The following is a 22,874-nucleotide window of genomic DNA, read 5'->3' as shown; positions in this document are numbered from 1 at the left end:
AACTCCCCTCGCCGGTCCGGCTCAGCGTCGTCCCTTGGGCAGGCCCAGCAGCCGTTCGGCGATGATGTCGCGCTGGATCTCGTTGGTCCCGGCGTAGACCGGGCCGGCCAGCGCGAAGATCCAGCCGTCGGCCCAGCTCCCGTGGTCCGGTGCCTCGGCGGCGTCGGCGGCCAGCTCGCCGTACGGGCCGAGGAGGTCGAGCGCGGTTTCGTGCAGGGCGATGTCCAGCTCGGACCAGAAGACCTTGGTGAGGCTGGCCTCGGCGCCGGGGGCGGCGCGTCCTGCCGCCGGTGCGCCGCCCGCCGCCTTCGGCGCGCTCCCCGCCGCGATCCGCGCGGCCTGGGCGCAGGCGGCCAGCTGGTAGGCGCGGGCGCCGATGACCGCGTCGGCGACCCGGTCGCGCAGTGCCGTGTCGGCGGGGTCGGCGATGTCCCGCCACAGGGCGGTGAGGCGGGCGGCGGCGGCCGTGAAGCGCCCCGGGCTGCGCAGCGTCAGCCCCCGCTCGTTGCCCGCCGTGCTCATCGCGACCGACCAGCCCCGGCCCGGTTCGCCGATCACGTCCGCGTCCGGCACGAACACGTCGTCCAGGAACAGCTCGGCGAAGGCCGGCTTCCCGTCGAGACGGCCGATCGGCCGCACCGTCACGCCCGGCGCGGTCAGGTCGAACATCAGATACGTGAGCCCGTGGTGCGGCCGGTCCGCGCCGGGATGGCTGCGGAACAGCCCGAAGGCCCGGTCCGCGAAGGCCGCCCGGGAGGACCACGTCTTGTGCCCGCGCAGCAGCCAGCCGCCCTCGGTCCGTACGGCGGCCGACCGCAGCGCGGCGAGATCGGAACCGGCGCCGGGCTCGGACCACGCCTGCGCCCAGACGGTCGCCCCGCTCGCCATCGCGGGCAGCACGCGCGCCAGCTGCTCGTCCGTCCCGTGCTCGAAAAGGGTGGGGGCGAGCAGGCTGATGCCGTTCTGGGAGACCCGGGCGGGCGCCCGTGCTGCGTAGTACTCCTCCTCGAACAGCAGCCAACGGACCAGGGAGGCGCCGCGCCCGCCGTACTCCTCGGGCCAGGACACCACCGACCAGCGTCCTGAGTGCAGTTCGCGCTCCCACGCGCGGTGGGCGGCGAAACCCTCCGCCGTCTCCAGGGAGGGCAGGGGTGCGGCGGGTACGCGGGCGGTCAGCCAGTCCCGTGCCGCGCGCCGGAACTCCTCGTCGTCCGCGCCGAGTTCGAGATCCATCGACGAGCGGCCTCCCTGGTGGCGGCGGGCTCCTGCGGGACCGTTCCCTAACAAGTGTTTGGTAGGTTAGCGTACCGCCATGACGCCCGAGAAGCCTCCGACGGCGCACCCGGCACCACCCCCGTACGTCCCCGGACACGGCCTGCTCACCGGCCGTACGGCCGTCGTCACCGCCGCGGCGGGCACCGGCATCGGCGGCGCCACCGCGCGCAGACTCCTGGAGGAAGGCGCGGACGTCCTCCTCTCCGACGCGCACACCCGGCGCCTGAAGGAGTCCGAGATCGCGCTCACCGCCGAGTTCGGCGCCGGACGGGTCGCCGCACTGCCCTGCGACGTCACCGACGAGGCCCAGGTCACCGCCCTCTTCGCGCACGCCGAACGGCTGCACGGGCGGCTGGACGTCGTCGTCAACAACGCCGGACTCGGCGGCAGCGCCGACCTGGTGGCGATGACCGACGACCAGTGGACCGCCGTCCTCGACGTCACTCTGAACGGCACCTTCCGCTGCACCCGCGCCGCGCTGCGCCGGATGCGCGCGGCCGGCCGGGGCGGCGTCGTCGTCAACAACGCCTCGGTGATGGGCTGGCGCGCCCAGCGCGGCCAGGCCCACTACGCCGCCGCCAAGGCCGGGGTGATGGCGCTGACCCGCTGCGCCGCGGCGGAGGCCGCCGCGTACGGGGTCCGGGTCAACGCCGTCTCACCCAGCCTGGCCGTCCACCCGCACCTGGCGAAGGTCACCGGCGAGGACCTGCTGACCGAGCTGACCGGCCGGGAGGCGTTCGGGCGCTCCGCCGAGCCGTGGGAGGTCGCCAACGTCATCGTCTTCCTGGCCAGCGACTACGCCTCGTACATGACCGGCGAGACGGTCCCGGTCAGCAGTCAGCGCGCGTGACCGGGGGAGGGACAATGAGCCCGTGTCCACCGCAAAGAAGACCGCGAAACCGGCCGCCGTGACCCCGCCCTCGCCCGCCCGCCGCCGCGAACTGCTCGCCACCGCGGCCGAGGTGTTCGCCGCCCACGGCTACGACGCCACGACCGTACGCCGGATCGCGGACGAAGCCGGACTGCTCGCGGGCAGCCTCTACTACCACTTCGACTCCAAGGAGTCGATGCTGGACGAGATCCTCAGCACCTTCCTGGGCGAACTGTGGGCCGGGTACGACGCGGTGTTCGCCGCCGGGCTCGGCCCCCGGGAGACCATCGAGGCGCTGGTCACCGAGTCTTTCCGGGAGATCGACCGGCACCGCCCTGCCGTGGCCATCTACCAGAAGGAGGCCAAGCAGCTCGCCGGGCGGCCCCGCTTCGGCTATCTCGCCGACTCCCAGCAGAAGTTCGAGAAGGCGTGGCTCGGCACTCTGGAACGCGGCGTCGCCGACGGCGTCTTCCGCCCCGACCTCGACGTCCGGCTCACCTACCGGTTCGTCCGTGACACCGTCTGGGTGGCGGCGAGCTGGTACCGGCCGGGCGGGCACCACGGCCCGGAGGAGATCGCCCGCCAGTACCTGTCGATGGTGCTGGACGGCATCGCGGTACGGGACTGACGCCCCCGTACCGCACATCGCACCCCGCACGCTCCGCCCGCCCCGACGACCGAGGAGCCGGCATGGCAGAGGCCTACATCATCGACGCGCTGCGCACTCCGGTCGGCAGGCGCGGCGGCGGGCTCGCCGCCGCGCACCCGGCCGACCTCGGCGCGCACGTACTGAAAGCGCTGATGGCGCGCACGGGCGTGGATCCGGCCGCCGTGGACGACGTGGTCTTCGGCTGCCTGGACGCCGTCGGCCCGCAGGCCGGTGACATCGCCCGCACCAGCTGGCTGGCGGCCGGGCTCCCCGAGGAGGTGCCGGGCGTCACCGTCGACCGGCAGTGCGGCTCCTCCCAGCAGGCCGTCCACTTCGCCGCGCAGGCCGTGCTCTCCGGCACCCAGGACCTGGTCGTCGCGGGCGGCACCCAGAACATGTCGATGATCCCCATCGCCTTCGCGAGCCGCCGGGCCGCCGAACCGCTCGGGCTGACCGAGGGGCCGTTCGCGGGCAGTACCGGCTGGCGCGCCCGGTACGGCGACCAGCCGGTGGACCAGTTCCACGGCGCCGAACTGATCGCGGAACAGTGGAACATCTCCCGTACGGACATGGAGGAGTACGCGCTGCGCTCGCACCGGCGGGCCGTACACGCCGCCGATACGGGGCGCTTCGCGCGCGAGCTGGTTCCGTACGGGGACGTGACGGCCGACGAGGGCCCGCGGCGTGACACCTCGGCGGCGAAGATGGCCGCGCTCGCGCCCGTGGTGTCCGGCGGCCGGCTCACCGCCGCCGTCTCCTCCCAGGTGTCCGACGGCGCCGCGGCCCTGCTGCTGGCGAGCGAGCAGGCCGTACGGGACCACGGGCTGACCCCGCGCGCCCGCGTCCACCACCTGTCCGTACGCGGCGAGGACCCGGTCCGCATGCTGTCAGCGCCGATCCCGGCCACCGCGCACGCGCTGAAGAAGACCGGGCTGACCATCGACGCCATCGACCTGGTGGAGATCAACGAGGCGTTCGCGCCGGTGGTCCTGGCCTGGCTGGAGGAGACCGGCGCCGACCCCGCCCGGGTCAACGTCAACGGCGGCGCCATCGCCCTCGGCCATCCGCTCGGCGCGACCGGCTGCAAGCTCATGACCACCCTGCTGCACGAGCTGGAGCGCACCGGCGGACGCTACGGCCTCCAGACGATGTGCGAGGGCGGCGGCCAGGCCAATGTGACCGTGATCGAACGGCTGTGAGGCGGGCCGGGAACCGGGGCCGGGAACCGGCCGGCGCCGGGCTTCGGGCCCGGCTCCCGGCCCGGTGTCAGCAGGCCCGGTTCTTCACGTACAGGGCGCGCGGGCCCCGGTCCGTGCCGTACCGGACGTCCTTCGTCGCGGCCTTGGGCAGTCGGCCGTTCACGGCGGGCCGCGCCGGTACGACGATGGTGTAGCAGGCCGTGCGCTGCGCGCAGAGGTTCTTCAGGCGGACGTACCGCTTGTGGTCCTTGGTGAAGTACTTCATCACCTTGGCGCACTGCGGCGCCCGCGGGGCCGCCGCGGCCTGTGAGGCCGAGGCCAGGCCCAGTGTCGTGCTGAGTGCCGTCACCGCGACGGCCGTGGCGAGGAACTTACGCATGTGATCTCCCCCGATGGAAACCTCCGCCCGCGGCGGGAGCCGGGGCGGCCTTCAGTGGTCGGACTCCACCGTAGTGCGACGGAATCCGGACCGGTGTTCGGGTCCCGTTTCGAGCCGGGCGGGCCGCTCGCCCGGATCACCTCCGCCTGCTCGGACCGGCCGTCCCGGACGGATCGTCCGGCCCGTCCGGCCTGTTCACCCCGCGCCGTCCCGCTCCAGCCGCCCCAGCCCGTCCAGCGTCGCCGTCGCCTCGGCCATGATCCGGCCGACCAGCTCCGCGCACGACGGCAGGTCCTCGATGACCCCGGCCACCTGCCCGGACGCCATCACCCCGGCGTCCGTACGGCCCTCCACCAGCGCGGCCCGCAGCATCATCGGCGTGTTGGCGGCCAGCAGCACCTGGCTCCAGGTCAGCCCGGCGCCCCGCTTCATCGCCAACCCGTCCCGTACCGTACGGGCCCAGCCCGTCCCCGCCTGCTTCCGGAACGCCGCCGCGTGCCGCACGGCCCGCAGCAGCGCCGCCGGGCGCCCGGACCGTTCGAGGGCGGCCACCAGGTCCGTCCGCAGCATCCGGTGCGGCAGCCCGTCCACCGCACGCGTCACGGTGACGTCCCCGACCGAGGCCGCCAGGTAGCGCGCCTTGACCGCCTCCGGGACGGTGCTGTCCGACGTGAGCAGGAAACGCGTACCCATGGCCACGCCGGCCGCCCCGAAGGCCAGGGCGGCGACCAGCCCGCGCCCGTCGTGGAAGCCCCCGGCCGCCACGACCGGGATGTCCACCGCGTCCACGACCTGCGGCAACAGCACGGTGGTCGCCACCTCACCGGTGTGCCCGCCGCCCTCCGTGCCCTGCACGATCACCGCGTCCGCACCCCACGCGGCGACCTTCTCCGCGTGCCGCCGCGCCCCCACCGTCGGCAGGACGACGACTCCCGCGTCCTTGAGGCGGGCGATCAGCTCCCGCGAGGGCGCCAGGGCGAACGAGGCGACCCGTACGCCCTCCTCGACGATGATGCGCACCCGCTCGGCCGCGTCTCCGGCGTCCGCGCGCAGATTGACGCCGAAGGGCCGGTCCGTACGGGAGGCGACCTCGCGGACGGCGGCCCGCAGCTGCCCGGCCGACATGGTGGCGGATGCCAGGATGCCGAGCGCCCCCGCCTCGGCGGTGGCGGAGACCAGGCGCGGCCCGGCGACCCACCCCATGCCGGTCTGGACGACGGGGTGGCGGACGCCGGTCAGCTCGGTGAGCGCGGTGGTCAGCGGCCGCACGGCGGCACCTCGCGGTCGCGCAGCCCGCCCGGGTCGACGGTCTCACGGATCAGCCGCAGCTCGGCGGCGTCCGGCGCGCGCGTGCACGGCACACCGCCGTCCGGTACGGACAGCTCGAACCCGGTGGCCGCGCGGACGTCGTCCAGCCGTACGCCGGGGTGCAGCGACCGGATGCGCATGGTGTGGCCGGGCGTGTCGAAGTCGAACACGCCGAGGTCGCTGACGACCTCCGGGACGCGGTGGTAGCGGGCGGCGGACGGCCCGGCCGCCGCGGCCCGGTCGTACCCGACGCCGCACACCATGTCGACCCGCTCGACGAAGATCCGCGGCGAGTGCTTCGGCACCCAGTAGCTGGTCGGGTGGTTGAGCGTGTTGGCCGGAGCGCCCCGCACGCCGAGCAACTGCCGGGACGGGCGGGCCCAGTCCCCGATGCAGGAGATGTTCTGGTTGCCGTACCGGTCGATCTGGCTCGCGCCCATCATGACGTGCCGGCGGCCGGTGGCGACCAGCGCCAGATGCCGGCGGTACGGCAGCCAGCCCTCGGTCACCGTGGGCGGCGCGCCCGCCGCTCCAGCCGCCGGTTCGCCGTCGACGAGCAGCGCCTCGCCGTCCGTCAGCAGGAGGTCGGGGGAGAAGGTCAGCTTCGCCAGCCGTGCGCCGAGGGCGGGAACCGTGCCCATGGGGGAGGCGAGCACCTCGCCCGCGCCGCGCCACACCTCGGCGCAGGCGATCACGCAGTACTCGGCGCGGGTGACGGCCGCGGAGCCGCTGTCGGCGGTCATCGGCGACCCTTCGCGTTCTTCTCGGTCTTCCGGGCGGCTTCGGCCTGTTCGGCCCGTTCGGCCTGTGGGGCCCGTTCGACCTGTGGGGCCCGTTCGACCTCTGCGGCCTCGGTCTCTTCGGTGAAGGCCGCCACCGCCGCCCGGTAGTCGTCCTCGCCGCCCGACAGGAAGCGCTTGACGAACGCCGCCCAGGTGCCCGGGTCCGCCGCCGCCCGGACGTACGCCCGCTGGAACGCCTCGTCCCGCCCGTAGTCCGGCACACAGGAAGTGAAGTGCGCTCCGTACGGCGCCTCCACGACACCGCTGACGAACATCCGGCTGACCAGCAGCGTCTGCGGGCAGCCCGCCCGCGCCAGCTCCGCGCCGTCCACGATCCGCTCGCACGAGACGTACGCCGCGTCCGCCGCCTCGCAGAAGAGGTCGTCGAAGTACGGGTCGGGCCCCAGGTACTGGGCGTTGCCCCGCGCGTCCGCCCGGTTGAGGTGCACCAGCGCCGCGTCCAGCCGCAGCGCCGGGGCGGCGGCCAGCACCTCGCCGTCCGCGTACGGCGAGACGACCGTACGGAGCTGGGGGTTGACCCGCAGCACGTCGGAGCCGAGACCGGCCCGTACCGGCATGAACGGCAGCCGCTGGCCCGCCGCGGTCAGCCCCCACAGGAACATCGCCTCGTCCAGCTCGGTCAGTTCCAGGGCGCCGCGCTCGCGGGCCGCGCGGAAGTGCGGCTCCAGGGGGACCGAGTCCAGCGTGACGAAGGGCGTGACCAGCCGGCGGATCTTTCCGGCGGCCGCCAGCAGGCCAACGTCGGGCCCGCCGCAGGAGACCACCGTGAGATCCGTCAGACCGGAGCGCAGCAGGGCGCGGACGAGCGCCATCGGCTTGCGGCGCGATCCCCAGCCGCCGATCCCGAGCGTCATTCCGCTCTCCAGCCGGGACACCACGCCGTCGGCGGTCATCCTCTTGTCGCTCACCTCTGCTCCTCCCCGGGAGTGTCAGCTCCGGGTGTGTCGACTCCGGGTGTGTCAGCTCCGGATGTGTCGGGTCCGGGTGTGTCGGATCCGGGTGTGTCGGCGTGTCGTCCGTGCTCCGGGCCGTCGGCTGGCGCGTTCCTCCGCGCGAAGGCGTCCCGGTGCCGGTCGGCGACGCCGCTGAGGTTGGCCTCGAACGTGAAGCCCTGTTCGAAGCGGTAGCTGCGGTGCACGTCGACCGGGTCGATGCCGTTGATGGCGGCCTTGGCCAGCCGCAGCAGGTACCCGTCCTTCGCGGCGATCTCCCCGGCCAGCGCCAGCGCCGCCGGAAGTACCTCGTCGCGCGGTACCACGGCCCAGACCGAACCGTGCCGGTGAAGTTCGGCGGCGGTCGTGGTGCGCGAGGTGTAGTAGAGGGTGCGCATCAGGTGCGGCGGGACGAGCCGGGCGAGGTGGGTGGCCGCGCCGAGCGCGCCGCGGTCCAGTTCGGGCAGGCCGAACGTCGCGTCGTCACTCGCCACGATCGCGTCCGCGTTGCCCACCAGGCCGATGCCGCCGCCGAGACAGTGGCCCTGTACAGCGGCGACGACCGGCACCTCGCAGTCGTAGACGGCCGCGAACGCCTCGTAACAGCCCCGGTTGGCGCCGAGCAGCGCGGCGTGCCCCGGCGTCCGCCGCATCTCCTTGATGTCCACGCCCGCGTTGAAGCCGCGGCCCGCCGCGGCGAGCACCACACAGCGGACGCCGGGGTCGCGGCCGGCCGCACGTACCGCGTCGGCCAGGTCGAACCAGTCCTGTACGGGCAGGGCGTTGACCGGCGGCCGGTCGACGGTGACGAGCGCGGTGCCGTCCTCGGGGCGGGACACGGTGACGGTGGTGGAGACACCCATGGGCGGATCAGCTACCTTTCCACCAAACGTTTGTTAGGTGCAGGCTGTTTGAGAAGGTAGCAGCGCGATGCCCCCAACGGGAGGGCGGAGGTGGCCTTTTGGCGTTCGACATCGACCTGTCGGGGCGTGTCGCGGTCGTCACGGGCGGCACCCGGGGCGTCGGCGCCGGAATCGTCCGGGCCCTGCTGGCGGCCGGAGCCGAGGTCGTCGCCTGCGCCCGCCGCCCGCCGGAACGGCCGGTCACGGCGGCGGACGGGCGCGCCGCCGCCTACGAGCGGGTGGACGTGCGCGACCCCGACGCGGTCGCCGCCTGCTTCGACCGGGTACGGGCCCGCCACGGACGCCTCGACATCCTCGTCAACAACGCGGGCGGCACCCCGTACCGGCTCCTCGACGACTCCTCGCCGCGGCAGGCCGCCCGGGTCGTCGAACTGAACCTCGTCGCCCCGCTGACCGCCTCCCTCGCCGCACGGGCCGTCATGGCGCGGCAGCCGGCCGGCGGCTCGATCATCATGATCGGCAGCGTCAGCGGCACCCGCCCGTCACCCGGCACCGCCGCCTACGGAGCCGCGAAGGCGGGCCTGGAGAACCTCGCCCGCACCATGGCCGTCGAATGGGCGCCGCACATCCGCGTCAACACCCTCGTCGTCGGCATGGTCCGCACCGAACTCTCCCACCTGCACTACGGCGACGAGGCCGGCCTCGCCGCCGTCGGCCGTACCGTCCCGCTGGGCAGGCTCGCGACCCCCGACGAGATCGGTGAACTCTGCGCCTTCCTCGCCGGTGACCGGTGCGCCTACGTGAGCGGAGCGAGCCTGACCGTCCACGGCGGCGGCGAACGGCCGGCTTTCCTGGAGGCGGCCGGACGACCGGCTTCTCCGGAGGCGGCAGGACAACCGGCCTTCCCGAAGGCGGCCGGACGGCCTCCCGGTGCACCGGACCCACGCCCGCCCGCGCCCCCGTTCCCATCCGCATCACCCCCACCCCCACCCCCGGCTGCCGGTACGGGTACGGCCGCCACCGTCGACCCGGAGGGCAGCGATGACCGATGACCACCCGACCGGAAGCGCCGCCGCCGGTCTCTGCGCCGGCCGCGTGGTCGCCGTCACCGGCGCGGGCCGCGGCCTCGGACGCGCCCATGCCCTGGCCTTCGCCGCCGAAGGCGCCCGGGTCGTCGTCAACGACCTGGGGGTACGGCCGGACGGCACCCCGGACGAGGAGGCGGGCGGCCCCGCCGACGCGGTGGCCGCGGAGATCCGCGCGGCGGGCGGCGAGGCGGTCGCCCACGGCGGTGACGTCGCCACGCCCACCGGAGCCGCCTCGATCGTCGCCACCGCGCTGGGTACGTACGGACGTCTGGACACCCTGGTCAACAACGCGGGCTTCGTACGTGACCGGATGCTGGTGAACCTGGCGGAGGACGAGTGGGACACCGTCCTGCGCGTCCACCTCAAGGGTCACTTCCTGCCACTCCAGCACGCGGCGGCGCACTGGCGCGCGCAGGCCAAGGCGGGCCCTCCGCCGCAGGCCCGCGTCATCAACACCAGTTCGGGAGCGGGCCTGCTGGGCAGCATCGGCCAGGCCAACTACTCGGCCGCCAAGGCGGGCATCCTCGGCCTCACCCTCGTGGCCGCCGCCGAGCTGGGCCGGTACGGCGTACAGGTCAACGCCGTCGCCCCGGCCGCCCGTACCCGGATGACCGAACGGACCTTCGCCGAGACCATGGCGGCACCGGCGGACGGCACCTTCGACGCGATGGCCCCCGAGAACGTCTCTCCACTCGTCGTCTGGCTCGGCTCCACAGCCTCCGAGGGCGTCACCGGCCGGGTCTTCGCGGCCGAAGGCGGACGCATCACGGTCATGGAGGGCTGGCGCCCGGGCCCCACCACCGACCGTCAGACCCGCTTCACCCCGACCGAGGCGGGCGACACGGTACGCAGGCTGCTCGCCGAGGCGGTGGCACCGGAACCGGTGTACGGGGCGTCGGGGTAGGTTGGCGGCCGTGTCACCCGGTGATCGCTGGGTACGGTGGGTTGCCGGGCCGGCGGATTGCCGGACTGGCGGGTCGCCGAGCTGGCGGGGAGTCAGGCCAGGTGGGGCGTTGGGTCTGCGGGGTGTCGGGCTCGGCGGGGTGTGGGGTCGGGCGGGGTGTCAGGTCTGCGGGTTGTCAGGCCGGGCGGGGTGTCAGGTCCGGCGGGCGGTCGGGCCAGGTGGGTGTAGGGGCTGCGGGTTCTCAGGTCCGCGCGCCGTCGGGCTCGGCGAGTTGCCAGGCCAGACGGATCGTCACGTACGGCGGGGTGTCAGGTCCGGCGGGGCGTCACGTACGGCGCATCGTCAGGCTCGGCGATCGTCACGCTCACCGAACGGCGGTGCCTGCCGGGCGGCGTTGCCTGCCAGACGGGGCCTGTCGAACGGGGGCGCCCGCCGGACGGGGAGGCCCGCTGAACCACCGCGCCCGGCGAACCGCGATACTCGCGGCACGGCAATGTACGCCGAACCGCCGCCCCCACCGAACCACCGCTTCCCCACCGAACCACCACCCCGCCGAGGAGCGCTCCATGCCGTCACCGTCCCGTACCTGCCTCGTCACCGGAGCGGCCTCCGGCATAGGCCGGGCCACCGCCGCCCGGCTCCGCGCGCAGGGCTGCACCGTGATCGGGGCCGACCTCGACGGTGCCGACATCCAGGCGGACCTGGCCACCCCCGAGGGCCGTACGGAACTGGTGACGCGGGCCCGCGAACTGACCGGCGGCCGGCTCGACGCGGTGATCGCCTGTGCCGGTGTTGCCACCTTCGACCCGCTGACGGTGAAGGTGAACCACTTCGGGGCGGTGGCCACCCTGGAGGGCCTGCGTCCGCTGCTCGCCGCGGGCACCGACCCGCGTGCGGTCGTCGTCTCCTCGGTGGCGTCCGTGCACCCCTGCGACACCGCTGTCGTCGACGCCGCGCTGGCCGGTGACGAGCCGGCCGCGGTCGCCGCGGCGCAGGCGGCCGTCGACCGCGGCGAGGGGTACCTCCTGTACGGCTCCTCGAAGGCCGCCGTCGCGCGCTGGGTCCGCCGTAATGCCACGACCGCCGACTGGGCGGGCGCCGGAATCCCGCTCAACGCCGTCGCGCCGGGCACCGTCGTCACCCCCATGACCGCGCCCATGCTCGCCGACCCGGAGACGCGCCGGGTCGTGGACACGAGTGTGCCGATGCCGCTGCACGGCCACGCCCGCCCGGAACAGGCCGCCCCGCTTCTCACCTGGCTGACGTCGCCCGAGAACACGCACGTCACCGGGCAGGTCGTCTTCCTCGACGGCGGCGCCGACGCCGTACTGCGCGGCGACCGCACCTGGTGACGCCGCGTTGGCCCGCCGCCGGAGCAGCCGGGCCGGGAGCCGCTACGGCTCGGGGGACTCGGCGGGCTCCCACACCGAACCGTCGTGCGCGAACATCACCCGCCGTGGCTCGAACGCGCTGAGCCGCTCCAGCCACGGCGGATGACCTGGCAGCGGGGCGGCGACCCCTTCGAGGGCGGCGTGCCGGGCCAGCTGGTCCGACGCGAAGTCCGAGGCGAAGTCACGGGCCTGACCCGCGAGGACCACCGTGCCGTCCGGCTGCTCCACCACCAGGGACTGGTGCCCCGCGGTGTGCCCCGGTGTGGGGACGATGTGCACGCCGGGCCACACCTCGGCCTCGCCCCGCAGTTCCTCGTACACGACGCCGGGGAAGTCGACCAGGGCGTCCACGGTGTACCCGCCCGCGCGGGCCTCGGCCAGCTCTGTCTCCTGCACCATGACGGGCCGTCCGCCGAGCAGCGGATTGCCGCCGCAGTGGTCGAAGTGCAGATGGCAGTTGACGACCACGGACACGTCGTCGAGCCGGTGTCCCGCCGCGGCGAGCGCGGCCTCCAGGGACCGGCGCCGGGGACGGTAGTGTGCCTCGGTCTCCGGATCGGCGGCGCCGATCCCCGTGTCGAACAGCAGTAACCCGGCATCGTGGCGCACCAGATACGCGAGCACCGGTTCCACCCGCGGTTCCGGCCCGCCGGTCTCCGACGTGGGACGGACGAAGTAGCCGAGATTGACCCGGCGCACGCTCCGCACGGGGGAGTGGCGCGCCGTACGCCTGCGTACCGTCACTTTCTGATCCAGTGAATCCATCGGGCCATCGTGGCAGTGGCCGCCGGGCGCCGCCAGGTGCCGATCAAGCCGGGACGTGCGACGGCGCGCCGGACCAGGCGACACCACAGGGCGCGGAGCACCAAGATTCCCCCGAGCACCCGGAGCGCGTTCGCCCGGTTGTCTGCCTGCCGATCAGTCGTCGGTGGCGGTGCGGGCGGCCACCACGCGCAGGCCCCGTTCGCCGAATTCCCGCCGGACGGACTCCCCCGCGCCGCTGTCCGTGATGAGGGTGTCGAAGACGTCCGCGCCGCCGACCCGGGCGAAGCAGCGGGCGCCGATCTTCGAGGAGTCCGCGACGACCACGGCGCGCCGCGCCCGTTCGGCCATCAGGCGGTTGATCCGGGCCTCCGCCTCGTCGTGCACGGTCGCGCCCATCACCGGTTCTATGCCGTTGGCGCCGATGAAGGCGATGTCCACGGAGATCTGCTGGAGAACCAGCTCACTGAACGGACCGACCAGTTCGAACGACCTGGAGTGCGCCACACCCCCGGTCAGCACGATCTTGATCTGTGGCCGTACGGCGAGTTCGTTGGCGATGTTCAGCGAGTTGGTGACGATGGTCAGGTGCGGCTGCGGTCCCGCCTCGGCGAACTCCGGGCGGGTGGCCAGTACCCGGGCGATCTCCGTGGTCGTGGTGCCGCCGCTGAGGCCGACCACGTCACCGCGCTCGACCAGCTTCGCCGCGGCCTGGGCCACCGCCCCCTTCTCCGCGGCGCGGTGCGCCCGCTTGTAACGGATGGGCAGGTCGTACGCCACCGAGCTGAGCACCGCGCCGCCCCGGGTACGGGTCAGCAGCTGCTGGTCGGCCAGGGCGTCCATGTCGCGTCGCATGGTCGCGGCCGACACCTCCAGCTGGGACGCGGCCTCCTCGACCTCCACCCGGCCGCGTTCGCCGAGCAGCTCAAGGAGGGCGTTCATCCGTTCATGGCGGTTCATGGCGCGAGCCTAAGTCCTCTCCGGCGGCCTGCGTGATATCGGGAAGCCCGTCGGCCGACCGGGGGCGCGGGGTGGGCAGGCGCCACGTTCACCCCGTGGTGGGAGGGTACGCAAGCGTTTTCGCACCATCGGCCGGAGGGGTGCCCCGCTCACCGTCGCCCGCCCACCGTCGGCCGTCATCGTCCGCCGGCCCTCGATCCGCTCGTCCACCCGCCGTCGATCCGCTCGGCCGCCCGATCATCCGCCGCTCACCGGAACGCACGCCTCCGGAGGACACGCCCCGGAGGCCCCCGGAGGGCACGCTCCCGTAGGACACGCCCCCGTAGGACACCCCCCCGGACACACCCCCGGACACACCCCCCTCACTTCTGCACGGGCGCCTCCGCTGCGGCCGACTGGCCCGGTACCGCGGCCGGGGCGCCGAGCAGGGCCAGGAGCCGGGCTGCCTCCTGGGCCACGGCCTCGCGCGCCGGTTTCACGTACTTGCGCGAGTCGACGAGAGTCAGGTCCGCGTCCAGGGTGTCCCGGATGCTGCGGGTGAAGACGGAGACCAGATGGGTGGAGATGTTGATCTTCGTCATGCCGGCCGCGACGGCCCGGCGCAGCTCGTCGTCGGGCACGCCGGACGAACCGTGCAGCACCAACGGCACCGGCAGCTTCCCGGCCAGCGCCCCGATCAGCTCCTTGTCGAGCACGGCGGTCCGTTCGTGCATCGCGTGGGAGGAGCCGACGGCGACGGCCAGGGCGTCCACCCCGGTCGACCGGACGAACGCCAGCGCCTCGTCGGGGTCGGTACGGGCACCGGGGGCGTGCACCCCGTCCTTCCCACCGACCTCGCCCAGCTCGGCCTCGACATAGGCGCCGCGCTGATGACACCAGGCGGTCAGCTCCGCCGTGGCGGCGACGTTCTCCTCGTACGGGAGGGCCGAGGCGTCCACCATCACCGACCGCACCCCGGCCTCGACCCCCGCACGCACCAGGTCCGGCTCGGTGATGTGGTCCAGGTGCACGGCGACCCGGGCGGAGGACGCCTCGGCGAGCGCGAGGGTGGCGCGGACGATGGGCAACAGGCTGCCGTGGTAGCGGATGCAGTTCTCGCTGATGCCGAGGATGACCGGGAAGCCGCTGCGTTCGGCGGCCGTGACGAGTGCCTCGGCGGTCTCCAGGTGGATGACGTTGAACGCCGCGGCGCCGGCCCGCGCCTCACGGGCGGCGGTGACGATCGACGAGGTGGGGACGAGGGGCATGGGGTCCTGACTCCCTTGCGGAACACGGCCATCCCGGCCGGTTCGTGGACAGTGCTGGCGTGGAAGGTGCGGACGTGGACAGTGCGGGCGCGAACGGTGGGGACGGGGGACGGTGGGGGCGGGGGACGGTGCGAGTGGGCAGGGCGGGGGAGCGGGCCGACCCGTCCCCTCCTTTCCTTTCTGTCCCCTCCTTTCCTGTCCTCTCCCTTCCTGCCCCCTTCCCGCTACCTGGCCGTCGGCTCCGGTGCCGTGAGCAGCACCGACCGGGTCAGGCCGCGCGGGTTGTCGGGGTCCAGGCCGCGGGCGCGGGCCCGCTCCAGGGCGACTCGCTGCACCAGCACCAGGTCGGCCAGCGGGTCGCGCCCGTGCCGTACGAACCCGGCGCCGGTCCGGGCGACATCCGCCTCCAGGCCTTCCGGCACCGGGCCGAACACCCAGGTGACGCGGCCCGGTGCCGCTATGGAGATGGGGCCGTGGCGGTACTCCATCGCGGGGTAGGACTCCGTCCAGCTCTGCGACGCCTCGCGCATCTTCAGTGCCGCCTCGTTGGCCAGGCCGTACGTCCAGCCCGTGCCGAGGAAGGAGAACTGCTCGGCGTCCAGCCACTCCTTCTCCACGGGCGCGGTCAGCGCCTCCTCCGCGTCGCGCACCGCGCCGGACAGGTCCTCGCCGAGGTGGGCCCGCAGCAGCGCGAGCGCGGTCGTCGCGAACCTCGTCTGCACCACGGACTTCTCGTCGGCGAACGGCAGGGAGACCGTCGCGTCCGACAGCGCGGTCGCCGGGGTGTCGGGGTCACCGAGCACGGTCACCGTCGGGATACGCCCCTTCACCTGCTCCAGCAGGCGCAGTACCTCGGTCGTGGTCCCGGAACGGGTGATCGCCACGACGGCGTCATAGCCCCGGCCGGCGCCGAGGAACGCCTCCGAGGCCGGGAAGGCGTCCGTCACCCCCAGCCCGGCACCTTCGCGGAGGGCGGCGTACGCCTGCGCCATGAACCACGAGGTGCCGCAGCCCACCACCGCGACCCGCGAGCCGGCGCCGGGCAGCGGGGTGCCCGCGCCACCGATCCGCGCCGCTTCCCGCCAGGTGTCCGGCTGGCTGCGCAACTCCTGCTCCATGTGCGAGGTCCCGCTCACGGCACCCTCCAGTTGTCTGCGTGAACTTGCAACATCATGCTCGATTGCAAGCAACTCTACGCACGCCCTGCGGCGTAATCCATCCCTCGGAAGGGTGGAAGCGCCCGTAAGGCGGGAAGGGATGACCAGCGAATTGGCGCTCCGTTCAGGAGGTATGCGGCAGACCGGGGCACCCGAGGTGGCTGTTGACACATGAATGAAGGGAGTCGAATACTCGCAAGATCACTCATGCAGCCGCAGTGGAGCGGCGGCCGTCGGGCAGCGCTGTCGGCGTTGGCGCCGGGCGGTACGTCCGGACACCGGCCGTCCACCGGCAGCTGCCGCGGTGATCGTCACGCAGCAAGGCCGTTCCGCCGACAGTCGTCACAAAGGACTCCCCATGTCCGTTGCAACGCGCTCCACGCAGTCACCGTCATCGCCACCGGGCCCCGAGGGCCCGCCGCCCCGGCGCACCGGCCGGCTCTTCGCCCTCACCGGAGCCGTCGTCGGTGTGATCTACGGCTACGACACCGGCAGCATCTCCGGCGCCCTGGTGTTCCTGAGCAAGGACTTCCACCTCAGCGAGACCGAGAAGGGCCTGGTCAACAGCATCCTGGTACTGGGGTCGATCCTGGGCGCGCTGATCGGCGGCAAGCTGGCCGACGCGCTGGGACGCAAGGCCGCGATGCTGATCGTCGCCGGTTCGTACACGGTCTTCGTGGCGCTCTCCGCCCTCGCCCCGAACGTCGTCGTCCTGGACGCGGTGCGGTTCCTGCTCGGCGTCGCCATCGGCATCTCGATCGTGGCCGCGCCGCTGTACATCGCCGAGGCGTCACCGGCCCGCATCCGCGGCGCTTCGGTGGCCGCGTACCAGGTCGCCACGGTCGCCGGCATCGCCCTCACGTACTTCGTGAACTGGGGACTGTCCGACGGCGGTCACTGGCGGCTGATGCTGGGGCTGTCCGCGGTCCCCGCCGCCCTCGTGCTGATTCCGCTGTTCCGGCTCCCCGACACGCCCCGCTGGTACGTCCTCAAAGGCCGGACCGACAAGGCTGTCGAGGTCATGGCGCTGACCGACCCCGACGTCGACCCGCGCGCCGAGACCGAGGCGGTCCGGGCCGCCCTGGCCGAGGAGAGCGGCGGGTCGCTGCGCTCACTGCTGCGCAAGCCGTATGCCCGCGCCACGCTCTTCGTCCTCGGGCTCGGTTTCTTCTGCCAGATCACCGGCATCAACGCGGTGACGTACTACAGCCCGCAGATCTTCGAGGAGATGGGCTTCACCGGCGACGGCCAGAACTTCCTGCTGCCGTCCTTCGTGCAGCTGGCCTCTCTGGCCGCGACGGTCCTCGCCATCCTCATCATCGACCGGCTCGGCCGCCGCGTCGTCCTGCTCTCCGGCATCGCCACGATGACGGCCATGCTCGGCGTCCTGACCGCCGTGTTCGGCTTCGGGGACCTGAAGGGCTCCGGGACGTGGATCGGCTTCGGCGCCATCCTGCTCTTCACCGCCGCCTTCAACTTCGGCTTCGGTTCGCTGATCTGGGTGTACGCCAGTGAGGCGTTCCCCGCCCAGCTGCGCTCCACCGGCGCGTCGGCGATGCTGACCGCCGATCTCGTCGCGAACCTCCTCATCGCGCAGTTCTTCCCGTCCCTGATGTCCTGGGCGGGTGCCGCGACGACCTTCGCGGGCCTCGGGGTCCTCGCGCTCGGCGCGCTGGTCTTCGCCGCGTGCACCGCCCCCGAGACCAAGGGGCGGCAGTTGGAGGAGATTCAAGGTTTCTGGCTCAACGGGGGGCGCTGGCCCACCCCGGCCCCGTAGCGGCGCGGCCGGCCGCCGGTGCGTAGCGGGCCGTCCGGCTTCCGTCCGGCCGTCCCGCGCGCGGAAAATCGCTGGTCCCGCTCCGGCCACGGCCCGTACGATCGGCCCATGGGCATTTTCATCTGAGCAGACGGGCGTGAGTCCAGAGCCACCGGCCCGGCGAAGGCAGCCGAGCCGGTGGCGTCCGTCCGTATGTCCGTACACCTGCTCAGGAGACACCACCATGCCGCGCACCCCTGTCCCGTCCTGCCCCGCCCTCGACCGCCGCGTCGCGCGTCTGCGCGAGCTGGCCGAGGCCGAACCCCGGCTGGAGGGCGTCCTGCTCTACGGCTCGTGGACCCTCGGTGAGGCCGACGCCCACTCCGACATCGAGGCGTACCTGTACGTCCGCGACGCGCACGCCGACACCTTCGACGGCCGGGACTTCGTCAGCCGTATCGCCCCGCTGAAGCTGGCCTACACCAACATGTACGGCATCCTGGCCGTCGTCTTCGACGACCTGATGCGCGGCGAGTTCCACCTCGTGGCCGCCGGGCCGGGCATCGACGAGGTGCCCACCTGGCGCGGCATGGTCCATCTGCCGGACCCCGGCGCCGCCGTCCTGCTGGACCGCGGCGGACGGCTGACCGCCGCGGCCCGCCGTCTCGCCGACCCCTGCCCGCCCGAGCCGGGCCCGACCGCGCAGCAGCTCACCGACGAGCTCACCAACTGGACGCTGATGCTCGCCCACGTCCTGAAGCGCGGCGAGACGGCCCGCGCACACGCCCTGATGCACTCGGTCGTCGCCCCGCAGCAGCTCCAGCTGTGCCGCCTGCTGCGCGGCTCCACCACACACTGGCTCACCCCCAGCCGCGCTCTGGAACAGGACCTGCCGGCCGCCGACCGCGACCGTTACACGGCGGCCACTGCTCCCGCCGTGCTCCCGGCCGTACGGACGGCGGCGCGGGCCGGCTGGCAGTGGAGCCGGGAACTGGCCGGTGAGGCGGCCGCGCGCTGGGGGACCGAGGTGCCGACCGCGCTGCACGAGGAGATCGGCGTGCTGCTCGCTCAGGAGGTCGGCAGCTGTTCCTTGTAGGGCTCCAGCTCCGGCGCCGTCGTGGTCGCCACGAACTCGGTGATCCGGTAGTCACAGACGCCAGCGATCGTGAAGGGGTCCTCCGCCACGATCCGCTCGGCCGTCGCGCGGTCCGCGACGGAGGCGAGGATGACGCCGCCGTCGCGCGGCACCTTGCGTCCGGCGGCCAGGAAGTGCCCGGCCGCGTAGTGCTTCTTCAGCCATGCCACGTGGTCGGGCAGGGCGGCGTCGACGCGCTCCAGCGGCGCGGTGTAGGTCAGCTCAAGTACGAACATGAGTGCCATGGTAGGCAGTGACGATCACCATGCGGCCCGCGGCCCGGTACGGCCGCCGGATGCTTGAGCCGCTGTGCCCTGCCGGGCCGGGAGATGGGGACCCGGCACGGGCACAGCGGCCCGAAGCGCCGTGGAAACGCCGTGGAAACGCCGTGGAAGAAGAGGGCCGGGCCCTCAGGACTGGTTGCTCTGGCGGCGGCGCAGGAAGTAGGTGCCGCCGACCGCCGCGGTGGCCAGGACCGCGGCACCCGCGACGATCTCCGTGGTGTTGGAGTCCTTGCTGGTGCTGCCGACGCCCGTGTGCACCTTGCCGTGCGGCAGCCTGGCGTCCGTCTTGAAGGTGGTCATCCACTGCTTGCCGTCCGGGCAGTCGCCGTTCACGCCCCAGGACGTGTAGCGCCCCAGGTGATTCGGGCCGCCGGTCAGCTGGGACGCCACCCGGGCGGTACCGCGGTACGTCTTGCCGTGCTTGTGGGTGCGGTGGAGCCAGATCGTTCCGCTGCGGAAGCCCTGCGAGGAGGCGGCGATGCGCTGGGCCTTGCCCGTGTCGCAGGTGACGGTGACGGTGACGGAGCCGCCGGGGCCGACGAGCTTCGGGCTGGTGGTGGCCACCGGTTTGGCGAGCGCGGCGCCGGTCGACAGACCCAGAGCGGCGATGGTCAGGCCGGAAGCCGCGATGACGCGAGTGGGACGCATGGTTGATCCTCCGGCAGCGCGGAGGCGGCACGGGTGCGCCGCGGTGCATCGGATGGATCCGCGCTGACGCATTTGAGATAAGCCTCGGCGCGCCGTCCCCGCCCGGTGAGGCTTCGTCAGGTATGGTGCCGTCCTCCGGCGTGTCGGCCCGTACCGGTCGGCGTTGCGGCAGGTCATTGCGCCGACACGCGGTCGGCGATCTGCCCGCGCCGGGCGGGGACAGACGGGTGAGGGGCGGCCGGGCCGGCGTAGGCCGTTCGGGGCCGGTGGCGAACCACCCCGCCCGCGAACCGGCCCGCCGGCCGTGCCGCCCGTCCCGTCACGGCCGCGGCCCCACCACCGTGTCCCCGTCCCGGATCAGGATCGCCATGGCCGGACAGGAGTCGGCCGCGTCCAGCGCGTCCTCGTTCTCGGCGATCTCCTCCTTGAGTGGCCGGGCGTGCGTCCCGTCCAGGACGAAGACGTCGGGGGCGATGCCGGCGCACATGCCGGACGCCATGCACTGCGACCCGTCGATCGCGACTTTCCAGGTCATCCGGCTCACCACCCCACCGGCATCTCGCGCGGGCCGCGGACCAGCATCTGGTCCTTCCACACCACGTCCCCCGCGAGGCGCAGCCCGGGGAAGCGGGTGATCAGGGCGATCAGCGCCTCCTGGAGTTCCAGCCGGGCCAGCGGCGCGCCGAGGCAGTGGTGCACCCCGTGCCCGAAGCCGAGGTGCTGGTTGCCGTCGCGGGCGATGTTGAGGGTGCCCGGCTCGTCGAACCGCAGCGCGTCACGGTTGGCCGCGCCCACGGCGACCAGGACCGGTTCACCCGCACGGACGAGCGTGCCGCCTACTTCGATGTCCTCGGTGGGGTAGCGGGGGAAGGCCGCGCCGCTGCCCAGCGGCACGAAGCGCAGCAGTTCCTCGACGGCGCTCTTGACGAGCGCGGGTTCCGCGCGAAGCCGTGCCAGTTCGCCGGGGTGGTCCAGGAGCGACAGGACGAAGTTGGGGATCTGGGTGGCCGTGGTCTCGTGTCCGGCGACCAGGATGCCGACGCACAGGTCGATCAGCTCCAGCTCGGAGAGCCGGTCGCCGACGTCCCGGGCCTCGATCAGCCGCGTCATGATGTCGTCCCGCGGCGTGACGCGGTGATCGTCGATCAACCTCGCCATGTAGGCGCGCAGTTCCTCTCGGTTGGCCTCGAACTCCTCGGCCGTCAGGGAGCTGGTGGACAGCGCCGCGTCGCTCCACGTACGGAACTTGGGCCGGTCCTCCTCGGGCACGCCGAGCATCCGGCAGATGACCGCGACCGGGATGGGCAGGGCGTAGCGGTCCACGAGGTCGACGGGCGGACCCGCGGCCTCCAGTTCGTCGATCAGCTGGTGCGTCAGCTCCCGCACCCACGGCCGCAGCTTCTCCACCTGATGCACGGTGAACGCTTTGGCGACGAGGGTGCGCAGCCGGGTGTGGTCGGGCGGGTCCATGCTCAGGATCCCGCTGTTGCGCTGGCCTTCGGCCTGCCGCGGTTCGTCGTGGTCGAGCCCTTCCGCGCGGCTGAAGCGCCGGTCGCCGAGGACCAGCCGCGCGTCGGCGTAGCGGGTGGCGAGCCAGGCCGGTTCGCCGTACGCCATCTGTACCCGCAGCAGTCCCGGCTGGTCGCGGATCTGCTCGTAGGTGTCGGACAGGGTCAGTCCGTCGGGTTCGTTGAACGGGTAGGCAAGGGGCATCGTGTCGGCTGTGGTCACCGGGGGCCTCCCTCATGTAAGCAGCTGCTTACAAAGTAGAGGGGTGTTCTTGGTACGGTCAACGGCCTTGCGTGATCTCCGGCTTGGCGGGGCGTCGGGCCCCGCGGACGCGAAAAGGGACGAGAGGAGTACGCCGATGGACGGGAACGAGCCGATGGCCGGGCCGGTGGCCGGTACGGACCGCGCGCCGGACGTATTCGGTACGGACCACGCGCCGGACGTACCCGGTACGGAACCGGCGCCGGAAACGGGCGGCGCCACCCGGCGCCGTGGGGCCCAGGGCACCCGCCTGCTGCTCCTGGAGGCGGCGGCCGCGCTGTTCGCCGAGCGGGGCTACGAGCGGGCGACCGTACGCGACATCGCGGAGCGGGCCGGAGTCAACCAGGCCCTGCTCTTCCGCTACTTCGGGTCGAAGAAGGCCCTGTTCGGCGAGGTGGTGGCGCTCGGCGGCCAGGAGCAGCTGCACAGCACACCGCCCGGCGAACTGTTCGAGGCGGCGCTGCGCGGCATGCTCGGCCACCGCGGCACGGACCCGGGGGACCGTGCCCTGGAGACCTTCCTGCGCTCCATCGGTGACAGCGACGAGATCACCACCGCCGTACGGGAGATGGGGGACGACTACGCGCGGGTGCTCGCCACGCTCAGCACCGCCGACGACCGCGGGCTGCGCGCCGACCTCGCCCTGTCGTGGATGCTCGGCATCGGCCTGATGCGGGTGGTCGTCGGCAAGCAGCCGCTGGCCGACGCCGACCCGGACGCCGTCTGCGCGCTGGTCACCGGCGCGCTCGGCACCCTCCTGGAGAGCCTGCCGAGATCGGCGCCGCCGCCGGCCGCGTGACCGGTTCCGGTACGGCATGCCCGCCGGACCCGTCCAAGGTCACCGGCCGGCCGCCCGCGGCTCGCGCCATTCCGGTCCCAGGTCACCGGCCGGCCGCCCGCAGCTTGCGCCATTCCGGGGCCAGCACCGACCAGACCTCCATGTCGTGACGCACGCCGCGGAGCGGGTAGCTCTCCCGCAGGACCCCGTCACGCACCAGCCCGAGCCGCTCGGCCAGCTTGCTGCTCGCCGTGTTGCCGGCGGCCGCCCGCCACTCCACCCGGTGGATGCCGCGTTCCTCGACCGCCCAGTCGAGGATCACCCGCATCGCCCGTGTCACCAGCCCGCGCCCGACGGCCGTCTCCTCCAGCCAGCAGCCGACCTCGCAGTTCCCGGCGGCGGCGTCGAAGGAGCTGAACAGGACGCCGCCGACGAGCGTGCCGTCCGCCCAGATCCCGTACAGCCGCCCCCGGTCGGCGGCCGCCCGGTCCGCGTACGACTGCAGGAACGCCCGGGCCGAGGGGAGGTCGGTGCTCAGGTCGGGCAGGAGGATCCAGCGGCCGATGAACTCGCGGCCGCGGTCCATGTGCGCCAGGTACTCCTCGGCGTGGTACGGCTCCAGGGGCCGCAGCTCGGCACCGTCGTCACCCAGCGATCTCGCGAACATCCCCGCTCCCACAGCACTCGTGCTTCCCCGCCCTCGCGCGCCCGTACG

Annotated in this window: 24 protein-coding genes; 9 read left to right on the top strand and 15 right to left on the bottom strand. The window is 73.3% G+C overall.

All coding sequences use genetic code 11. The features are described from left to right. Window positions 1-21: 21 nt before the first annotated feature. Window positions 22-1,233, bottom strand: a complete 1,212-nt coding sequence (locus JXZ78_RS24570; protein ID WP_030023981.1) for an acyl-CoA dehydrogenase family protein — start codon at window positions 1,231-1,233, stop codon at window positions 22-24. A gap of 79 nt (window positions 1,234-1,312) precedes the next feature. On the opposite strand from JXZ78_RS24570, the gene JXZ78_RS24565 reads away from it, so the two are divergent. The 3 genes from JXZ78_RS24565 (at window position 1,313) to JXZ78_RS24555 (ending at window position 3,994) form a co-directional block, all read left to right on the top strand. Further along, the gene (locus tag JXZ78_RS24565) at window positions 1,313-2,125 is read left to right on the top strand and encodes an SDR family oxidoreductase (RefSeq protein ID WP_030023982.1); all 813 of its coding nucleotides are present in this window, start codon (window positions 1,313-1,315) and stop codon (window positions 2,123-2,125) included. A 22-nt stretch (window positions 2,126-2,147) separates the two neighbouring features. Further along, window positions 2,148-2,774 (top strand): TetR/AcrR family transcriptional regulator, encoded by a 627-nt coding sequence (locus JXZ78_RS24560; protein WP_033039706.1) that lies wholly within the window; start codon window positions 2,148-2,150, stop codon window positions 2,772-2,774. 62 nt (window positions 2,775-2,836) lie between these two features. Further along, window positions 2,837-3,994, top strand: coding sequence for an acetyl-CoA C-acetyltransferase (locus tag JXZ78_RS24555; RefSeq protein ID WP_030023984.1), 1,158 nt, complete (start codon window positions 2,837-2,839; stop codon window positions 3,992-3,994). 67 nt (window positions 3,995-4,061) lie between these two features. On the opposite strand, the gene JXZ78_RS24550 is transcribed toward JXZ78_RS24555, so the two are convergent. The 5 genes from JXZ78_RS24550 to JXZ78_RS24530 form a co-directional block, all read right to left on the bottom strand. Further along, window positions 4,062-4,373 carry a hypothetical protein gene (locus tag JXZ78_RS24550; protein ID WP_030023985.1) on the bottom strand — a complete coding sequence of 104 codons (312 nt, stop codon included), beginning with the start codon at window positions 4,371-4,373 and terminating at the stop codon, window positions 4,062-4,064. A gap of 195 nt (window positions 4,374-4,568) precedes the next feature. Next, complete coding sequence (locus tag JXZ78_RS24545) at window positions 4,569-5,633, bottom strand: NAD(P)H-dependent flavin oxidoreductase (protein ID WP_030023986.1); 1,065 nt, start codon at window positions 5,631-5,633, stop codon at window positions 4,569-4,571. Beyond that, window positions 5,630-6,424 (bottom strand): CoA-transferase subunit beta, encoded by a 795-nt coding sequence (locus JXZ78_RS24540; RefSeq protein WP_030023987.1) that lies wholly within the window; start codon window positions 6,422-6,424, stop codon window positions 5,630-5,632. Before JXZ78_RS24540 ends, JXZ78_RS24545 begins: the two co-directional genes overlap by 4 nt. Next, window positions 6,421-7,392: a CoA transferase subunit A gene (locus tag JXZ78_RS24535; protein ID WP_372498440.1), complete on the bottom strand. Its 972-nt coding sequence runs from the start codon at window positions 7,390-7,392 to the stop codon at window positions 6,421-6,423. Before JXZ78_RS24535 ends, JXZ78_RS24540 begins: the two co-directional genes overlap by 4 nt. Continuing rightward, a complete protein-coding gene (locus JXZ78_RS24530; RefSeq protein WP_078624613.1) occupies window positions 7,389-8,279 on the bottom strand; it encodes an enoyl-CoA hydratase family protein in 891 nt (296 codons plus the stop codon). Before JXZ78_RS24530 ends, JXZ78_RS24535 begins: the two co-directional genes overlap by 4 nt. 98 nt (window positions 8,280-8,377) lie before the next feature. On the opposite strand from JXZ78_RS24530, the gene JXZ78_RS24525 reads away from it, so the two are divergent. The 3 genes from JXZ78_RS24525 to JXZ78_RS24515 all read left to right on the top strand — a co-directional run bounded on the left by JXZ78_RS24525 (window position 8,378) and on the right by JXZ78_RS24515 (window position 11,623). Further along, window positions 8,378-9,331, top strand: coding sequence for an SDR family oxidoreductase (locus JXZ78_RS24525; RefSeq protein WP_238783345.1), 954 nt, complete (start codon window positions 8,378-8,380; stop codon window positions 9,329-9,331). Next, on the top strand, window positions 9,321-10,271 hold the full coding sequence (locus JXZ78_RS24520; protein WP_030023994.1) for an SDR family oxidoreductase: 951 nt from the start codon (window positions 9,321-9,323) through the stop codon (window positions 10,269-10,271). The genes JXZ78_RS24525 and JXZ78_RS24520 overlap by 11 nt, the downstream gene beginning before the upstream one ends. A gap of 566 nt (window positions 10,272-10,837) precedes the next feature. Beyond that, on the top strand, window positions 10,838-11,623 hold the full coding sequence (locus JXZ78_RS24515) for an SDR family oxidoreductase (protein WP_030023995.1): 786 nt from the start codon (window positions 10,838-10,840) through the stop codon (window positions 11,621-11,623). Between the two features lie 42 nt (window positions 11,624-11,665). Here the strand turns inward: JXZ78_RS24515 and JXZ78_RS24510 are convergent, their stop codons facing one another. The 4 genes from JXZ78_RS24510 to JXZ78_RS24495 all read right to left on the bottom strand — a co-directional run bounded on the left by JXZ78_RS24510 (window position 11,666) and on the right by JXZ78_RS24495 (window position 15,767). Next, a complete protein-coding gene (locus tag JXZ78_RS24510; protein ID WP_078624614.1) occupies window positions 11,666-12,427 on the bottom strand; it encodes an N-acyl homoserine lactonase family protein in 762 nt (253 codons plus the stop codon). 153 nt (window positions 12,428-12,580) lie between these two features. Next, window positions 12,581-13,384 carry a DeoR/GlpR family DNA-binding transcription regulator gene (locus JXZ78_RS24505; RefSeq protein WP_030023998.1) on the bottom strand — a complete coding sequence of 268 codons (804 nt, stop codon included), beginning with the start codon at window positions 13,382-13,384 and terminating at the stop codon, window positions 12,581-12,583. 362 nt (window positions 13,385-13,746) lie between these two features. Then, the gene (locus tag JXZ78_RS24500; RefSeq protein WP_030023999.1) at window positions 13,747-14,631 is read right to left on the bottom strand and encodes a class II fructose-bisphosphate aldolase; all 885 of its coding nucleotides are present in this window, start codon (window positions 14,629-14,631) and stop codon (window positions 13,747-13,749) included. 224 nt (window positions 14,632-14,855) lie between these two features. Beyond that, a complete protein-coding gene (locus JXZ78_RS24495; RefSeq protein WP_030024000.1) occupies window positions 14,856-15,767 on the bottom strand; it encodes an SIS domain-containing protein in 912 nt (303 codons plus the stop codon). Between the two features lie 379 nt (window positions 15,768-16,146). Between JXZ78_RS24495 and JXZ78_RS24490 the strand changes: the two genes are divergently transcribed. Both JXZ78_RS24490 and JXZ78_RS24485 read left to right on the top strand, forming a co-directional pair. Then, window positions 16,147-17,565, top strand: a complete 1,419-nt coding sequence (locus JXZ78_RS24490) for a sugar porter family MFS transporter (RefSeq protein ID WP_030024002.1) — start codon at window positions 16,147-16,149, stop codon at window positions 17,563-17,565. Window positions 17,566-17,788: 223 nt separating this feature from the next. Next, window positions 17,789-18,640 carry a nucleotidyltransferase domain-containing protein gene (locus tag JXZ78_RS24485; protein ID WP_030024003.1) on the top strand — a complete coding sequence of 284 codons (852 nt, stop codon included), beginning with the start codon at window positions 17,789-17,791 and terminating at the stop codon, window positions 18,638-18,640. Here the strand turns inward: JXZ78_RS24485 and JXZ78_RS24480 are convergent. From JXZ78_RS24480 to JXZ78_RS24465, 4 genes are all read right to left on the bottom strand, one after another. After that, window positions 18,613-18,915: a YciI family protein gene (locus tag JXZ78_RS24480; protein WP_030024004.1), complete on the bottom strand. Its 303-nt coding sequence runs from the start codon at window positions 18,913-18,915 to the stop codon at window positions 18,613-18,615. The genes JXZ78_RS24485 and JXZ78_RS24480 overlap by 28 nt on opposite strands. A gap of 174 nt (window positions 18,916-19,089) precedes the next feature. Beyond that, a complete protein-coding gene (locus JXZ78_RS24475; RefSeq protein ID WP_030024005.1) occupies window positions 19,090-19,611 on the bottom strand; it encodes a GVDTG sorting domain-containing protein in 522 nt (173 codons plus the stop codon). Window positions 19,612-19,930: 319 nt separating this feature from the next. After that, a complete protein-coding gene (locus JXZ78_RS24470) occupies window positions 19,931-20,146 on the bottom strand; it encodes a ferredoxin (protein ID WP_030024006.1) in 216 nt (71 codons plus the stop codon). Window positions 20,147-20,151: 5 nt separating this feature from the next. Then, window positions 20,152-21,342, bottom strand: coding sequence for a cytochrome P450 (locus JXZ78_RS24465; protein WP_030024008.1), 1,191 nt, complete (start codon window positions 21,340-21,342; stop codon window positions 20,152-20,154). 136 nt (window positions 21,343-21,478) lie between these two features. Here JXZ78_RS24465 and JXZ78_RS24460 point away from each other — a divergent pair, with 136 nt between their 5' ends. Continuing rightward, window positions 21,479-22,180 (top strand): TetR/AcrR family transcriptional regulator, encoded by a 702-nt coding sequence (locus JXZ78_RS24460; RefSeq protein ID WP_030024010.1) that lies wholly within the window; start codon window positions 21,479-21,481, stop codon window positions 22,178-22,180. An 82-nt stretch (window positions 22,181-22,262) separates the two neighbouring features. Here the strand turns inward: JXZ78_RS24460 and JXZ78_RS24455 are convergent, their stop codons facing one another. Next, the gene (locus tag JXZ78_RS24455) at window positions 22,263-22,826 is read right to left on the bottom strand and encodes a GNAT family N-acetyltransferase (protein WP_238783344.1); all 564 of its coding nucleotides are present in this window, start codon (window positions 22,824-22,826) and stop codon (window positions 22,263-22,265) included. Between the last annotated feature and the right edge of the window lie 48 nt (window positions 22,827-22,874).

Source organism: Streptomyces monomycini (assembly GCF_022271435.1).
GTDB lineage: Bacteria > Actinomycetota > Actinomycetes > Streptomycetales > Streptomycetaceae > Streptomyces > Streptomyces monomycini.
This window is presented reverse-complemented; position numbering and strand designations above follow the sequence as displayed.

Excerpts from the sequence above, each read along its gene's own strand:
- JXZ78_RS24505 (WP_030023998.1), bottom strand. The coding sequence starts at position 13,384 with ATGAACCGCCATGAACGGATGAACGCCCTCCTTGAGCTGCTCGGCGAA.
- JXZ78_RS24470 (WP_030024006.1), bottom strand. The coding sequence starts at position 20,146 with ATGACCTGGAAAGTCGCGATCGACGGGTCGCAGTGCATGGCGTCCGGC.
- JXZ78_RS24565 (WP_030023982.1), top strand. The coding sequence starts at position 1,313 with ATGACGCCCGAGAAGCCTCCGACGGCGCACCCGGCACCACCCCCGTAC.
- JXZ78_RS24510 (WP_078624614.1), bottom strand. The coding sequence starts at position 12,427 with ATGGATTCACTGGATCAGAAAGTGACGGTACGCAGGCGTACGGCGCGC.
- JXZ78_RS24555 (WP_030023984.1), top strand. The coding sequence starts at position 2,837 with ATGGCAGAGGCCTACATCATCGACGCGCTGCGCACTCCGGTCGGCAGG.
- JXZ78_RS24500 (WP_030023999.1), bottom strand. The coding sequence starts at position 14,631 with ATGCCCCTCGTCCCCACCTCGTCGATCGTCACCGCCGCCCGTGAGGCG.
- JXZ78_RS24490 (WP_030024002.1), top strand. The coding sequence starts at position 16,147 with ATGTCCGTTGCAACGCGCTCCACGCAGTCACCGTCATCGCCACCGGGC.
- JXZ78_RS24515 (WP_030023995.1), top strand. The coding sequence starts at position 10,838 with ATGCCGTCACCGTCCCGTACCTGCCTCGTCACCGGAGCGGCCTCCGGC.
- JXZ78_RS24550 (WP_030023985.1), bottom strand. The coding sequence starts at position 4,373 with ATGCGTAAGTTCCTCGCCACGGCCGTCGCGGTGACGGCACTCAGCACG.
- JXZ78_RS24455 (WP_238783344.1), bottom strand. The coding sequence starts at position 22,826 with ATGTTCGCGAGATCGCTGGGTGACGACGGTGCCGAGCTGCGGCCCCTG.
- JXZ78_RS24520 (WP_030023994.1), top strand. The coding sequence starts at position 9,321 with ATGACCGATGACCACCCGACCGGAAGCGCCGCCGCCGGTCTCTGCGCC.
- JXZ78_RS24570 (WP_030023981.1), bottom strand. The coding sequence starts at position 1,233 with ATGGATCTCGAACTCGGCGCGGACGACGAGGAGTTCCGGCGCGCGGCA.
- JXZ78_RS24485 (WP_030024003.1), top strand. The coding sequence starts at position 17,789 with ATGCCGCGCACCCCTGTCCCGTCCTGCCCCGCCCTCGACCGCCGCGTC.
- JXZ78_RS24480 (WP_030024004.1), bottom strand. The coding sequence starts at position 18,915 with ATGTTCGTACTTGAGCTGACCTACACCGCGCCGCTGGAGCGCGTCGAC.
- JXZ78_RS24460 (WP_030024010.1), top strand. The coding sequence starts at position 21,479 with ATGGACGGGAACGAGCCGATGGCCGGGCCGGTGGCCGGTACGGACCGC.
- JXZ78_RS24530 (WP_078624613.1), bottom strand. The coding sequence starts at position 8,279 with ATGGGTGTCTCCACCACCGTCACCGTGTCCCGCCCCGAGGACGGCACC.
- JXZ78_RS24475 (WP_030024005.1), bottom strand. The coding sequence starts at position 19,611 with ATGCGTCCCACTCGCGTCATCGCGGCTTCCGGCCTGACCATCGCCGCT.
- JXZ78_RS24540 (WP_030023987.1), bottom strand. The coding sequence starts at position 6,424 with ATGACCGCCGACAGCGGCTCCGCGGCCGTCACCCGCGCCGAGTACTGC.